Annotated in this window: 15 protein-coding genes, 1 tRNA gene, 2 rRNA genes and 1 pseudogene; 6 read left to right on the forward strand and 13 right to left on the reverse strand. The window is 34.4% G+C overall.

The window, feature by feature from the left end:
• The first annotated feature begins 54 nt into the window (after window positions 1-54).
• Genes rpmH through AB3210_RS05255 form a run of 3 tightly spaced genes read left to right on the forward strand, consistent with a single transcriptional unit; the run spans window position 55 to window position 832 of the window.
• Entirely contained in the window at window positions 55-189 is a 135-nt protein-coding gene (gene rpmH / locus AB3210_RS05245) for a 50S ribosomal protein L34 (RefSeq protein ID WP_080600798.1), read from the forward strand.
• Window positions 173-550, forward strand: coding sequence for a ribonuclease P protein component (gene rnpA / locus AB3210_RS05250; RefSeq protein WP_081439702.1), 378 nt, complete (start codon window positions 173-175; stop codon window positions 548-550). The genes rpmH and rnpA overlap by 17 nt, the downstream gene beginning before the upstream one ends.
• Before the next feature lie 60 nt (window positions 551-610).
• Window positions 611-832 carry a hypothetical protein gene (locus tag AB3210_RS05255; RefSeq protein ID WP_007302521.1) on the forward strand — a complete coding sequence of 74 codons (222 nt, stop codon included), beginning with the start codon at window positions 611-613 and terminating at the stop codon, window positions 830-832.
• Here AB3210_RS05255 and AB3210_RS05260 read toward each other — a convergent pair.
• The 3 genes and pseudogenes from AB3210_RS05260 to AB3210_RS05270 form a co-directional block, all read right to left on the reverse strand.
• Window positions 811-1,668, reverse strand: a pseudogene (locus AB3210_RS05260) (IS66 family transposase); the annotation flags it as partial. The gene AB3210_RS05255 and the pseudogene AB3210_RS05260 overlap by 22 nt on opposite strands.
• A 191-nt stretch (window positions 1,669-1,859) precedes the next feature.
• Window positions 1,860-1,966: ribosomal RNA gene (gene rrf, locus AB3210_RS05265) — 5S ribosomal RNA — on the reverse strand.
• A 67-nt stretch (window positions 1,967-2,033) separates the two neighbouring features.
• A 23S ribosomal RNA gene (locus AB3210_RS05270) occupies window positions 2,034-4,798 on the reverse strand.
• Window positions 4,799-5,129: 331 nt separating this feature from the next.
• Between AB3210_RS05270 and AB3210_RS05275 the strand changes: the two genes are divergently transcribed.
• Genes AB3210_RS05275 through ruvX form a run of 3 tightly spaced genes read left to right on the forward strand, consistent with a single transcriptional unit; the run spans window position 5,130 to window position 8,558 of the window.
• On the forward strand, window positions 5,130-6,200 hold the full coding sequence (locus tag AB3210_RS05275; protein ID WP_007302520.1) for a methyltransferase domain-containing protein: 1,071 nt from the start codon (window positions 5,130-5,132) through the stop codon (window positions 6,198-6,200).
• Window positions 6,201-6,248: 48 nt separating this feature from the next.
• A complete protein-coding gene (locus tag AB3210_RS05280) occupies window positions 6,249-8,033 on the forward strand; it encodes a ribonucleoside-diphosphate reductase subunit alpha (protein ID WP_007302519.1) in 1,785 nt (594 codons plus the stop codon).
• Between the two features lie 57 nt (window positions 8,034-8,090).
• Window positions 8,091-8,558, forward strand: a complete 468-nt coding sequence (ruvX, locus tag AB3210_RS05285) for a Holliday junction resolvase RuvX (protein ID WP_019236914.1) — start codon at window positions 8,091-8,093, stop codon at window positions 8,556-8,558.
• Between the two features lie 25 nt (window positions 8,559-8,583).
• Here the strand turns inward: ruvX and ruvC are convergent, their stop codons facing one another.
• From ruvC to AB3210_RS05335, 10 genes are all read right to left on the reverse strand, one after another.
• On the reverse strand, window positions 8,584-9,072 hold the full coding sequence (ruvC, locus tag AB3210_RS05290; RefSeq protein WP_019236913.1) for a crossover junction endodeoxyribonuclease RuvC: 489 nt from the start codon (window positions 9,070-9,072) through the stop codon (window positions 8,584-8,586).
• A complete protein-coding gene (locus AB3210_RS05295) occupies window positions 9,073-9,900 on the reverse strand; it encodes a cytochrome c oxidase subunit 3 (RefSeq protein ID WP_019236912.1) in 828 nt (275 codons plus the stop codon).
• 47 nt (window positions 9,901-9,947) lie between these two features.
• Entirely contained in the window at window positions 9,948-10,607 is a 660-nt protein-coding gene (locus AB3210_RS05300) for a TenA family protein (protein ID WP_007302513.1), read from the reverse strand.
• Between the two features lie 39 nt (window positions 10,608-10,646).
• On the reverse strand, window positions 10,647-11,312 hold the full coding sequence (locus AB3210_RS05305; protein WP_007302512.1) for a TenA family protein: 666 nt from the start codon (window positions 11,310-11,312) through the stop codon (window positions 10,647-10,649).
• Window positions 11,313-11,421: 109 nt separating this feature from the next.
• Window positions 11,422-12,588 carry a methionine adenosyltransferase gene (metK, locus tag AB3210_RS05310; protein WP_019236911.1) on the reverse strand — a complete coding sequence of 389 codons (1,167 nt, stop codon included), beginning with the start codon at window positions 12,586-12,588 and terminating at the stop codon, window positions 11,422-11,424.
• Between the two features lie 39 nt (window positions 12,589-12,627).
• Window positions 12,628-12,704: transfer RNA gene (locus AB3210_RS05315), tRNA-Ile, on the reverse strand.
• Between the two features lie 8 nt (window positions 12,705-12,712).
• The gene (gene rpmA / locus AB3210_RS05320; RefSeq protein ID WP_006012184.1) at window positions 12,713-12,982 is read right to left on the reverse strand and encodes a 50S ribosomal protein L27; all 270 of its coding nucleotides are present in this window, start codon (window positions 12,980-12,982) and stop codon (window positions 12,713-12,715) included.
• 10 nt (window positions 12,983-12,992) lie between these two features.
• On the reverse strand, window positions 12,993-13,295 hold the full coding sequence (gene rplU / locus AB3210_RS05325; RefSeq protein ID WP_007302510.1) for a 50S ribosomal protein L21: 303 nt from the start codon (window positions 13,293-13,295) through the stop codon (window positions 12,993-12,995).
• A gap of 218 nt (window positions 13,296-13,513) precedes the next feature.
• On the reverse strand, window positions 13,514-13,993 hold the full coding sequence (locus AB3210_RS05330; RefSeq protein WP_019236910.1) for an outer membrane protein: 480 nt from the start codon (window positions 13,991-13,993) through the stop codon (window positions 13,514-13,516).
• Window positions 13,994-14,227: 234 nt separating this feature from the next.
• Window positions 14,228-14,698, reverse strand: coding sequence for a P44/Msp2 family outer membrane protein (locus AB3210_RS05335; RefSeq protein ID WP_052264904.1), 471 nt, complete (start codon window positions 14,696-14,698; stop codon window positions 14,228-14,230).
• Window positions 14,699-14,887: the final 189 nt, after the last annotated feature.

Genomic DNA, 14,887 nt, shown 5'->3' on the forward strand with positions numbered 1-14,887 from the left:
TTTGACAATAGAGCAAAATAGTTTAAAATAAATAGTCATATTAATATAAAAACAATGAAAAGAACATTTCAACCAAAAAATTTTAAAAAAAAGCACAAACATGGATTTCGTTCACGTATGTCAACAAAAGCTGGAAGAAAAATTCTTAATAAGCGTCGCTCATTAGGGTGTAATAAATTATGCGCATAGTAAGCATAAAAAAAAAGAGTTTTCCTTTGCTTTTAAAAACAGATTAGCATCTTACAGTCTTTTTTATCGAGGGGTATATATATCACTATATGCTATAAAAGAAAGAGAACCTGAAAAGTATATTCATGTTATTAGAGTAGGTCTGGCTATCAGTAAAAAAGTCGGAAAAGCAGCAAAAAGAAATAAAATAAAAAGGCAATTACGAATGCTAGCTAAAGTTAGCATTTCTAATATAAGTAATGTAGGATACTATTACATAATACTAACCCATCAAAACATTATGCAAGCAGGCTATAAAAATTTACAAAAAGACCTCAATATTTGCTTAAAGAAAGATAAAATAAGAAGGAATTTTCACTAAAGTATTTACAGCTATATTTTTTATGATAAGATAAGTGAGGTTTTTAAAATAAATTAATAGATGTGGGTGCTTGAGGTAGAAAGTATAAAAAAACAAGATAAAAAGCTCGATACAAATAATGCTGAAGAGAGTTTTTATGAATATAGAAAGTCTAGCTATCGTACACAATGGGGAATGGCATTTGAACAAAGCCAATATTTAGAACAAAATAAAGATAATCCTAGAGGGAAATTGCTAAATTTTAATATAGAAGCAACTCATTACAATAAGAGAATAGTTTGATAAAAGTACCCGTTCAGGGAAGTGGTTGAAGAAACGATAGGTAGGGGATTGTATAGTTCTCTTTGTTTCCATGTTAAGTATAATGAAATTATCCTTTCAAGTTCCTAGCTCTGATTACGTAAAATATGAGCTTTTACAGTAAACGATATAATGCCTAATTTGCTGTTCAGCGTGATAGTGGAATACTTTCTGGTTTACTTAAAAAATTTCACATCATTCTTTCAGATTTTAAAATATTTTTCGCAACTTGAGAAGCTCCAGTTGCTTCAGATAGGTAGCTTCAAGTAATACCTTATACGTTTTGCAACTTTCTTACACTTCTGTTTCATTTTTTAATAAAGCTTTTTTTAGCATAAATAATTCAGTGGATGCGTTTTTTAAGTAACAGCCCAGAATTTTAACTTCAATAGTCCAGCTATGTTTCAAAGTACCTTTCAGCGACTATTACGATTGCAACATACACTGTCTTTTAAATCTTCTTTCCCTTTAAAACTTGCAGTATTGCTTCAGCACTAACCAAGTTTACCTTTATTATAACACGTTGATGCGCAAAACCTCACTTTTCTTATTCGATTTGCTCATACACCTTTTTGCATTTGAGGGAATTCTATATTCACTATTTGATACGCTTTCAATTCACATTAAAAACATCACTTATAATTTTCACGTTTTGAATTTTTATAAGATCCACTGAGTGCTACAATTATCACCTAACTATTGGACCAAATGTATCTGCTTTTTGGTAGTTTGCTACTTCTTCTTTCTCCTCATCTCCAACAACTTAATTAATATTCAATTATATAAAGTTTGATTTTCGGAAGATCAATTGTTTGATGATTTGTTAAATGTTGCTATCTCTCCTCCTAATTTGGAAATAAGTGACAAATTCTACTTTTAAATTTTCTACTTTTATCTTAAAGTTTTCGCAGAGTTCTAAAAGATCAGTTATATTACCTCACAGCTACTCTATGTTTACCTTGTTTCATCGCTCTACTGAAAAGATATAAATAAGAAGAAATTTTTATAAACTTGGCAACGACCTACTTTCCCTTTTTAAGTATCATCGGCGCTAAAAAGTTTCACTTCCGAGTTCGAAATGAGATCGGGTGGTTCATTTTTGCTATAGCCACCAAGTCAACAAAAATTTCTGACTTAATAAATTTTAATTTAATATTTAACACTGCATATGCACATATAGAAAGCAAATAAATCAATCAGGCTATTAGTACCAGTTAGCTTCACATGTTACCATGCTTCTACACCTAGCCTATCAACGTGGTAGTCTCCCACGGCCTTAATTGGGAAATTTTTTTGAAGAGGGTTTCTTGCTTATATGCTTTCAGCAATTATCCCATCTATACATAGCTACCCAGCGATGCTATTGGCATAACAGCTGGTACACCAGAGGTATATACATCTCGGTCCTCTCGTACTAGAGTCAGATCTTCTCAAATTTCCTTCACCCACGGCAGATAGAAACCGAACTGTCTCACGACGTTCTAAACCCAACTCACGTAACACTTTAATCGGCGAACAGCCGAACCCTTGGGACCTTCTCCAGCCCCAGGATGTGATGAGTCGACATCGAGGTGCCAAACGGTGTCGTCGATATGAACTCTCGAACACCATCAGCCTGTTATCCCCGGCGTACCTTTTATCCGTTGAGCGATAACCCTTCCATACAGAATTACCGGATCACTATGACCGACTTTCGTCTCTGCTTGGCTTGTCAGCCTCGCAGTCAGGCAAGCTTATGCCATTGTACTATCAAGCTGATTTCCGACCAGCTCTAGCTTACCTTCGCACGCCTCCGTTACTTTTTAGGAGGCGACCGCCCCAGTCAAACTACCCACCATACAATGTCCTAGTTCCAGATAATGAAACATAGTTAGATATCAAAAGTGTAAAGGGTGGTATCTCAAGGTTAACTCCATTATAGCTAGCGCCATAACTTCAAAGTCTCCCACCTATCCTGCACATCACACTTTTAATAGCAATGTAAAGCTATAGTAAAGGTGCACGGGGTCTCTTCGTCTAACCGCGGGTACCCCGCATCTGCACGGGGAATTCAATTTCGCTGAAGTGATGTTGGAGACAGTGGAGAAATCGTTACGCCATTCGTGCGGGTCGGAACTTACCCGACAAGGAATTTCGCTACCTTAGGACCGTCAGTGTTACGGCCGCCGTTTACTGGGGCTTCAATTCAGAGCTTGCACCCCTCCTATTAACCTTCCAGCACCGGGCAGGCGTCAGACCCTATACTTCCACTTACGTGTTTGCAGAGTCCTGTGTTTTTAGTAAACAGTCGCTACTCCCTATTTTGTGCCACCTACTTGTAGTTGCCTAAAAGCAGGTTACCCTTCTTCCGAAGTTACAGGTATAATTTGCCGAGTTCCTTCAACATCATTCTTTCAACACCTTAGTATACTCTACTCATCCACCAGTGTCGGTTTACGGTACGGCCTCATAAATATAAGTGCTATTTCCTGGAGCTTCTTTTAAGCATAGATCAATCCAATAAGACCTATACAAATACAAAACCCGTCACACTTAAGAGGTTTAGGAATATTAACCTAATTGCCATCGACTACTCCTTTACGGACTCGCCTTAGGAACCGACTAACCCTACGCAGATTAACTTAACGTAGGAACCCTTAGATTTTTGGTGAGAGTGTTTTTCACACTCTTTTACGCTACTTATGTCAGCATTCTCACTTCCGATATCTCCAGCAGTTTTTACAAACCACCTTCACAGACTTACGGAACGCTCCGCTACCGCGCCTATTAATCGAAATTAATAAGCACCCACATCTTCGGTATACAGCTTTAGCCCCGGTACATTTTCGGCGCAGAAAAACTTATTTAGACAAGTGAGCTGTTACGCTTTCTTTAAAGGATGGCTGCTTCCAAGCCAACCTCCTAGCTGTAATGGTTTTTCTACTTCCTTTCCCACTTAGCTGTAATTTTGGGACCTTAGATAGTGATCTGGGCTGTTTCCCTTTCCACCACGGACTTAGCACCCATAGTGTGTCTGCTGTATAATTAATTATTGGTATTCGGAGTTTGGTTAGATTTGGTAAGATGATGAATCCCCCTAGTCTATCCAGTGCTCTACCCCCAACAACATAAATACAACGCTCTACCTAAATAGATTTCGCGGAGAACCAGCTATTTCCAAGTTTGATTGGCCTTTCACCCCTAATCACAACTCATCCAATAATGTTGCAACATTAACTGGTTCGATCCTTCAGTATGTTTTACCATACCTTCAATCTGGTCATGACTAGATCACTTGGTTTCGGGTCTAATCCATAAAACTAAACGCCCTATTCAGACTTGCTTTCGCTACGCCTACACCTATCGGCTTAAGCTTGCTTCATAGATTAACTCGCTGACCCATTATGCAAAAGGTACGCTGTCACTCTAAATATCAATAAATTGATATAGAGCTCCAACTGTTTGTAAGCACTTGATTTCAGATTCTATTTCACTCCCCTCCCGGGGTTCTTTTCACCTTTCCCTCACGGTACTTGTTCACTATCGGTCGTTAAGGAGTATTTAGGCTTGGAGGATGGTCCCCCCATATTCAAACAGGATTTCACGTGCCCCGCTCTACTCAAGGATTTAAAAACTTTCTATTTGTACAGGACTATCACCTTCTATGGTTACCATTTCCAGAGTATTCTAATTCTTATTTTTAAATCACTAGCCTTTTCCGCTTTCGCTCGTCACTACTAACAGAATCTCGGTTGATTTCTTTTCCTTTGGCTACTTAGATATTTCAGTTCACCAAGTTTGCTTTATATACTTAGTATATAATAACTAGCTAAGCTAGTTGGGTTTCCCCATTCGGAAATCTGCGGATCAAAATTTGTTGACAATTTCCCGCAGCTTATCGCAGCCTGCCACGTCCTTCATCGCCTCTTAACGCCAAGGCATCCATCAAGTGCTCTTAATAATTTATTTATCTGACTATATGTAGAATATGCAGAGTTAAATATTAACTTACAATTGAATTGAGATTAAATAATCTCTACCATAAAACTTTTCAAACATCTAAAAACTAATCTTTTATATGTTACAATCTGATAAATCATATGTCAACGCCTTTTTACACAAAACATTTACCTATTATTATCAACAACAATATACCAGCAATCTTAAACATTATAATCTAAGAAATATTTGACAAATTGATATGTACAGAAAAATTAATGAAAAAGATATTTTGTAAGATAAAATGTGTTAAAATTAGTTACCTAAAAATGAAAATGAACATTTGGAGTATTTCTAATGTATGAAAAGTAATCTATCTTTTATAAAAAACTTTGCTTTAAATTGTATATCCAAGCTCACTGGCTTATTAAATAGTAAAAAAGTAAAAAATTTCATTATGGATAAATACAGTACTCTCCATAAAGAAATTGTAGTGTTTCTTGAAAAATCTAAAAACCTGTTAAATACCAACACTGAAATCGGGTTATATCACTTCTATAAAGGTAATATATCAGATGCAAAGTTAAGATTTTGGTTAATTAGCATATTCTACCCTAATTTACCTCTAGTCTGGTATAATATCGGAAGATGTCATTTTGCAGTAGGCAATACTAACAAAGCTTATAATTATTTAACAAAAACCCTAAAATTAGATAGTAGTCATAAAGAAGCTTCTTACTATATAAAGAAAATAACAAACACATCAGATATTGTGGAATTGCCTGAAAATCTCATAAAGCAATATTTTGATTACACAGGTGAATATTTTGTTGAGCATTGGCTAATTGCCAAACAATACAGAGGGCATGAACTAGTACACATGATAATTACAAAAGTCTTTAACAACTCCACTTCTAAACTGAATATACTCGACCTTGGTTGCGGTACTGGAATATGTGGTCACTTCCTAAAAATAAGTAATATTAGAAGTCGCATAACAGGAGTTGACATCTCAAATAGAATGCTCAATATTGCAAGAGGATGCCTTATAAAAGGTAAACCTGTTTACGATGAGTTAATACATACAGAAATGAAAGAGTTTCTTAAACAAGAGAAGAACCAGCAGTATGATGTAATTATCTTTGCTGAAGTGCTACACTATCTACATGATTTTCTAGCAGAATTGGAACTAGCAAAAGGATTGACAAACAAAAAAGGGGTTATTGTATGTTTAGTAAGAAGAAAGGAAGGTAAAGGTATTGACTTTGTAAACAAAGGAGATTATTTTCGTCACTCAGAAGATTATATTCAGCATGTTGCAAAAGAAACAAATATGCAAATAAGTCAAATGAGTTACTGTAAAATATATGGCAGCCAAGTTGATGGTATCTTGTTTGCATTACAGTATCCACAAAAAAATTTAACAACTTAATCGAGAAATCGCTCAAATAAATGTCTATATTATCATAAAGGGAGTCTTATGAATTACATTGCTATTAACTACGCAAAGGATAGTAAATTAACTGATTTTGGAAAAGCAGTTCTATTGGACAGGTATTTAATAGAAAATGAAAGTTATCAAGATCTCTTTATACGTATTGCCAATTACTACTCTGATAATAAAGAGCATGCACAGCGTCTTTATGATTACATGAGCAATTTATGGTTCATGCCTTCAACTCCAATACTTAGTAATGGTGGTACCAAGAGAGGATTGCCTATTTCCTGCTTTCTTAACGAAACTGAAGATAGCTTGCAGGGAATAGTTGATTTATGGAATGAAAATGTTTGGCTCGCTGCACGTGGTGGTGGAATAGGTAGTTATTGGGGAAATTTACGTTCAATTGGTGAAAGTGTCAAAGGTAGCGGTAAAACATCAGGAATTGTGCCATTTATCGTAGTACAAAATGCTCTGACGCTTGCAATCAGCCAAGGATCCTTAAGAAGAGGAAGCTCAGCAGTTTATCTTCCTGTATGGCATCCAGAAATAGAAGAGTTTCTAGATTTACGTAAGCCAACTGGTGGTGACCCAAATCGCAAAGCATTAAATATACATCATGCTGTAATAGTAACAGATAAGTTTATGCAAGCTGTTGAAGATGATCAAGAATGGGATTTAATAAGCCCTCATAACAATAAAGTTATTTCAACAGTAAAAGCACGGGATATATGGATTAAAATATTAACAGCAAGAGTTGAAACTGGAGAACCTTACATTATTTTCCTTGATGCAACAAATAACAATAAGCCAGAATCTTACAAAAAACTCAACTTAGACATCAAAATGTCAAACCTATGCAGTGAAATAACTTTAACTACAGGTTACGATCACCTGAAAAAGTCACGCACTGCTGTATGTTGTTTATCATCCGTAAATCTTGAATACTACGAAGAATGGAAAGATAATGAGCTTTTCATAGAAGATATAATGCGTTTTCTTGATAATGTATTAGAGGATTTCATAAACCAAGCACCAAATGAAATACAGCGAGCAAAATATTCCGCAATAAGAGAGCGTAGTATCGGTCTTGGCGTGATGGGTTTTCATTCATTTTTACAAAGTAAAATGGTTCCTTTTGAATCAGTAACAGCCCAACAATGGAATAAAAAAGTATTTAAGCATTTGCGCGAGCAAGCAGATGTAGTTTCTAAAAAATTAGCAGAAGAAAAAGGTCCATGTCTTGATGCTAAAGAAATCGATCTAATGGAAAGGTTTACACATAAGCTCGCTATTGCTCCAACTGCCTCAATTTCGATTATCGCAGGCAACACTTCCCCTGGAATAGAGCCATATGCAGCAAACGTATTTATACAGAAGACACTTACAGGTTCATTTGTAGTACGAAATAAATTCTTGCAAAAACTACTAGCAGAAAAAAATCAAGACAATGATGAAATATGGTCCTCAATTTCAACAAATGAGGGTTCTGTTCAGCATTTAGATTTTCTTAGCAAGCATGAAAAACTGACATTTAAAACAGCATACGAACTTGATCAACAATGGATCATAGAACATGCAAGTGATAGAACTCCTTATATTTGTCAATCTCAATCAGTAAATCTGTTCTTACCTGCCAATGTGCATAAACGTTACTTACACAAAATACATATGCTTGCTTGGAAAAAAGGATTAAAAAGCTTGTATTATTGCAGATCACAATCAATGCAGAGAGCTGACAAGGTCTCACATGACATATTCAAAAAAAGTGAAATATTGCAACAAAAAACAGATATTAATTATGATGAATGTCTATCATGCCAGTAGACTGTACATAACTTACTGTCACAAAAATACAATTGTACAAAAGTTATGTTTTCATAGATGCTACATATAAATCCAGATGAATTTCTAAAGTCTATTCCAAGAGATAAACGTATAATGTGCCTTGATATGGGAGAAAAACAAATAGGCATAGCATTTAGTGATAAAACACAGCTTATAGCTACAGCTCATAGTATATATTATAGAAGAAATATGAGCAAAGATTTAGGTTATCTAAATAGAGTGCTTAAAGAAAATGAAGCTGGATCAATGGTAATAGGACTACCATTCAAAATAGATGACCAAGAGACTGAATGGTGTAAAGCAATAATCCAGTTTGCAAATAAAATAATAAAAAAATGTAAAGTACACATATACCTACAAGACGAAAGTCTATCAACATCTCTTGCAACTCACGCACTAAAAATTACTGGAATATCAATCACAAAATCAAAAAAAATAGATGATAAAATTGCTGCATGTATTATTCTGCAACGAACGTTAGATAAGATAAATACCATCAAATAGTTTTTTCAACTGAATTCATGTAAAACTATTCAATAAAACAAGAACTTCTCGTATAAGCATGACAAATTGCTGTAGCAAGAGCATCAGCAGTATGATGACATTTTATATTTAAGTTTTTAACTATTTGCTTCACCATAAATATAATCTGATCCTTATCAGCATGACCATTTCCAGTAATGCTCTTTTTTATATAGTTTGCATCATATTCATTCATGGGTAAATCCGTCATTCGTAATATTAAAATTGCAATCGCTCTTGCATATCCTAAAGTTAGCGAAGATTTTGGGTTCTTATTAACAAAAATTTTCTCTACTGCAGCTTCATTTGGAGAGTATAGAGAAATTACTTTCTTTAATTCTTCAAAAATTATATGTAAACGCTCACCTGTACCCAACTTACTATCAGTTGATATGGCACCACCACCCAAAAATTCAATACTATTTTTTTCTTCCAGATTGATAATTGCCCAACCAGTTTTGCTTATTCCTGGATCTAGACCTATTATCTTAATCACTTAATAAATGCTGAGCCAATAAACAAACAAAAATAAAAATATCCAAACTACATCAACGAAGTGCCAATACCAAGAAGCAAACTCAAAACATAAATGATCTTGAGGTGTAATCTGATTTTTTCGAGCTCTAAATAAACATACTGACAAGAATATTATCCCTATTATAACATGTACACAATGAAAACCAGTAATCATGTAAAAGTTGGATGTATAGATAAGTTTCTCTCCCGCTTCTTGTAGAGAAAAACTTGCTTCATAATACTCAATTGCTTGCACTATTATAAAGAACATCCCAAGCAATATAGTTATAGACAGCATTTTAATCATGCTCTTTTGATCATTTTCAAGTAAAAAATGATGTGCTGAAGTAATCGTTGTACCAGAAAGTAATAATATTAGTGTATTCATAAATGGTAACGACCACGGATCCGGTGGTAAAATCCCTTCAGGGGGCCATTCAACTTTTTTTGTAGGAGAAAACGCTTCAAATAAAAAAACCGGATCAAGCCAGGCTTTAAAGAATGAACAAAAGAACGCTATAAAAAACACAACTTCCGAGAGGATAAATAAGTACATTGCAAGCTTGAGTCCATGTTTTACAATGGCAGTATGGCATTTATCATAAATTGCTTCTCTTATTACATCTCTCCACCAATAAAACAGCACTCCTGATACCGCAGAGATTCCCAAAACTAAACCAAATATTCCAGAAATTTGTTTATGGAGTGTACCAACTAATCCAAGTGCAAGAACAAGAATTGCTGCTGATATAGCAATTGGCCAGGGACTTGGGTCCACTAAATGAAAATCATGTTCTTTACTTTTCATATCACCTTCAAAAATACATATCAAGCATACAAATTAGCTTAAAATTGTCAATATTTCTTAAAATCTTGATCAAATTTTGAAAAATTATATGCGCTATTCCAAAAGTCTAACTCAAATTGTGCAGTTATTTTAAATAATTCAAGCATTCTGGTTCTTTCACTTTCCCTTGCTTTGTTACAATACTCGTCAACAATATCTTCCAAAGCAACACATCCAGATTCCATCAAACTACCGCCAAAAAAATCAAACCAATCCTTATATCTATTATTTTTTTTAATTTTATTTCTCATATTATCAACAATAATTTTATATATAAAATGGCAAGAGTAAAGAACTGTTACAGCTTCATAAATGTCGCTATACGAAGTAGACAAAAGAAAGTTAGTAAAATTGAAACATTCAAGCGACTTTTCTCCACGATTTATGGAGTATACAGTAAAGTAGTGGTCGTATAACACTCTCATAATCTCTATTCCTCCTTTAGCCACCCCAATCAATGGAACAATGTTATTACAACTCTCCATTTTTGATGCAGTCATTAAAACAGTACGAACATAATCAGCTAAAAAGAATGCATCTTGTTGTATATAAAATTTGAAGTTTTCTATGTTTAAAGTATTATTTGCTAATTCAACATTGAAAGGATGCTCAATAATATCCTTTAAAAGATTTGACCCATAATAACTCTTAATTATACCACTAAACATCACATAAACTAGAATATAATTTAGTGTTAATACTACAGATTATGCTAGAGAATACATCTCATCCCAAAACATTATTTCTAGCTCTAGACCTCTCTTAAAAAACTCACGCATCTTTTTCCTCTCACAATCACCAGCCTTTGCATATAGATTATTTGCAACGTCAGTAACTTGATTAATCGTAGCATTCATTACTGTGTTATTATAGATATCAATCCACCCTTGATATCTGTGATCTTCAACTTTTTTAGGCATAACCTCTCCTACCATATGATTTATAATAATTTGGTATATATTAAAACAAGGATAAGACGCTGCTAAAGCTTCAGCAACAGAATTATGATATGCAGCACGCATAAAAAAATCAGTAAAAGCAGAACAAGATTTTGATTTTTTATGATTATCGGATAAATCACAAGTCTCAAAATATTCAGTATACTGCTTTCGAACCGCAAATGTTCCCCTTGCTACATTAACCAAACTGCCCATTATTTCAATGTCATCAACTTTAGCTGCAATAATCAATAAAGCACGAGTACAGTCCACTAAATATAAAAAATCCTGCTGAAGATAAATTTTGAACTTTTCATAATCTAGCGTATTGTTTATCAATTCAACATTGAAAGGATGTTCTTTTATTTCTTCAATAAGATCAGATGATTCTTTTATAGCAATATCATAAAATTCTTCTTTTGGTTTGTTGGACATCTTGTAAGCCTCATAAATATTAAAACTAGTATAGTTACTAAAAAGTTACTTACAATTTATAATAAGTTATTATATCAGTATCAAGCTAGAAATAAAAGAGTTTAATAGTTTAAAGAAATTCTCTCTTTTCTTCTTCTATATTAAATTCTTTACAAAAATCAGTAGATAAGTCCACACCTTCCCAAGAAAATCCACCATCACTTTCTAACTTTTTACCAAAATGCCCATAGCAGGCTGTACGTTTATATATAGGACGATTAAGTGATAAATGTCTTATTATGCCTTTAGTTGATAAATCTATGTTACCTTCAATAAACCCTTTAATCCTCTCTTCATCTATTGTATTCGTGCCAAATGTATCAATGTAAAATGAAGTAGGTTTTGAGACACCAATTGCATAAGAAAGCTGCACAAGACAACGTTCAGCTAAACCTGCAAAGACAATATTTTTAGCAAGGTATCTCGCCATATAAGCTGCGGATCTATCAACTTTTGTTGCATCTTTTCCAGAAAACGCTCCTCCACCGTGTGGAATATAGCCTCCATAAGTATCAACCATAATTTTTCGTCCGGTTAATCCACAATCACCAACTGGTCCACCAATAACAAATCTACCTGTTGGATTGACTAAGAGATTTTCTTTAGGGCACATCCACCCTTCAGGTAAAGATGAAGCTATGTAAGGATAAATTATTTCCTTCACTTTCGATTGACTCAGATCCTCAAGATGCTGTATTGAAACAACAATACTTTCAGCACGCACTGGAAGGTTATTCTCATACGCCAAAGTGATTTGCGATTTTGCATCCGGACCAAGCTTTACCCCTTTGACCATACTCATGATATTTCTCAGAATCGAGTGTGCATAAAAAATGGGTGCTGGCATGAGGCTTTCTGTCTCTATTGTTGCATAGCCATACATTATGCCCTGATCCCCAGCACCTTGATCCACACCTATTGCAATGTCATTTGATTGTTCATGTAGTAATATATTTACTTTCACTGTTTCCCAGTGGAAACCATCATGCTCATAACCAATATCTTTTATTGTATTCCGTACAATACTTTCAATCTTGCTATTTTCAATGTTCGGCCCAAATACTTCCCCAGCTATAATAACATTATCTTTAGTAACTAAAGTCTCTATTGCAGTACGAGAGGAAGAGTCATTAAAAAGGTATTCGTCAAGTATTGCATCTGAAATCTGGTCTGCTACTTTGTCTGGATGACCGGCTGCTACTGATTCACTGGTTACTGAATTCTTATGTAAAACCATCGCTTAGTTACACGATATCAAAACTATTGCAAATTTAAATGGTGGGTCTGGGAAGAGTTGAACCTCCGACCTCACGCTTATCAGGCGTGCGCTCTAACCACCTGAGCTACAGACCCGTATCTATTCAAGCCAAGGCTTGCATATCATCTGTAGGCACAACATCAATAAACGTCTTTTTATTTGCTGATTTTCTAAAACTCACCCAGCCTTTCGTTTTAGCAAAAATCGTATGATCTTTACCCATACCAACATTCTTTCCAGGATGAAATTTTGTACCTCTTTGACGTACAATTATGTTACCTGGAATAACCTCACCATTCTTCTTTATCCCGAGTCGACGCCCTGCCGAATCTCTACCATTACAGGAACTACCACCTGATTTTTTAGTTGCCATATCTTACCTCTTACTTTTGAAGACTAATTTCATTGATACGAAGAACAGTAATATACTGCCTATGACCATTTTTCCTACGGTAATTTTTTCTTCTCTTTTTCTTAAAGATTATAATTTTTTTATCTCTACACTGCTCCAGTACTTCAGCTTTAACAACAGCATTAGATGAACAAGATAAGCCATTGTTTGAAACACAAATCACTTTATTGATTTCCACTTCCTCTTTTTCTTCAGCTTGTAATCTTTCTACTTTAATTATGCTGCCTTTTTTTACTAAATACTGCTTTCCACCAGTTTCGATTACTGCAAACATGACAAATATCAATTATTGTTATTAACACTAATCGTAAATGATGTCACACATACTGTCAATATAAATAAAAACATGAAATACTTCTACCTTTATCTGCTTTTCCTCGTGGAGAGTAGTCAAGTTTTAAAACTTGACTACTCTCAAATTCTCTTAGTCTCATGAAAACTTTACGACGTTAATAAAAACTCAAGCTTTCACTAAAAACATTCAATCGGAGCTTATAAATTAAAACTCATTCCAAGTTCAAACCCATGAGAAAAATTACTGAACTTGTGAAGTTTATAGCCAGCGAAAACATTCGTTCTCTCAGAAAGTGGAAGATTAATACCAGCACCTATCTGGTAGGAAAAAAACTTTTCTACGTCTGGCTGTTGATCTTGCTGTGCTGGTTGAGATACTTTAGCTCCACCTCCTACACCAAAAGTAACATAAGGGGTAATATCCGTACTTTCAAATTGATGATGATAATGAAGCTTTGCCATGAATCCTAACTCTGCCAAAGATCCTCCAAACAAAACAGATTTCAATACAGGACCAGCTGAAATTTTTATGCTATCTGTATAATGATAGCCAAGCTCATAATTAATACCAAGATTGCCATATGACGACGAAGTATAGATTCTATCTCTAATCCAATCAACTCCAAAAGACGGTGCTGACAGAGAACAGCAGACTACTAAAGTAAGTAATTTTTTCATTTTTACCCTCTAACCATGAATATACGCATATATACCCACAGAAAAGTTAAAAATCACATAACTTACATAATAAAATCGGAATCACTTTCTTAGCTACTTGCCTTTCTCTTGCAATTGCCAAACTTCTCTTTGTCACATTTTGTTACCTACTGCAATCATCATTTTAGCCTATATCACTTGCTTTTTTTCAACAAAAATTCAAACCAGACTTCACTAAAAACATTCAATCGGAGCTTACAAATTAAAACTCATTCCAAATTCAACCCCATGCGAAAGTTCATGGAACTTTTGCAGCTTGTAGCCAGCAAAAACACTTGTTCTCTCAGAAAGTGGAAGATTAATACCAGAACCTATTTGATAAGAAAAAAATTCTTCTACGTCTGGCCCTTGATTTTCTGAAAGAGGAATTTTAGCAACTCCTCCTATACCAAAAGTAACATAAGGAGTAATATCTGTATTTTCAAATTTATAATGATAATGAAGCTTTGTCATAAGTCCCGCGTCTAAAATCCCTTCACTCATAACAAGTTTAACTGCAGGACCAAATGAAATTTTAATGCTATCTGTACAATGATAGCCAAGATCATAATTAACACCAAGCATGCCATATGACGAAGAGGTGTAGGTTCTATCTTTAACCCAATCAACTCCAAAAGACGGTGCTGACAAAGAACAGCAAGCCAACAAAGTAAGTAACTTTTTCATTTTTATCCTCCAAAGATTAATATATGCATATACAAGCATATAAATATTAAAAATAGTATAAATTGCAAGTAAAAAATTGGAATTATTTTATTTTTTTTGTTATTTGTCTTTCTCTTGCAATTGCAAATTGGCATATCTTTCACTATCTGCTGCAATCATCATTTGAGTCTACATCACTTACTTTCGCTT

Source organism: Wolbachia endosymbiont (group B) of Scrobipalpa ocellatella (assembly GCF_964188425.1).
Classification (GTDB): Bacteria; Pseudomonadota; Alphaproteobacteria; order Rickettsiales; family Anaplasmataceae; genus Wolbachia.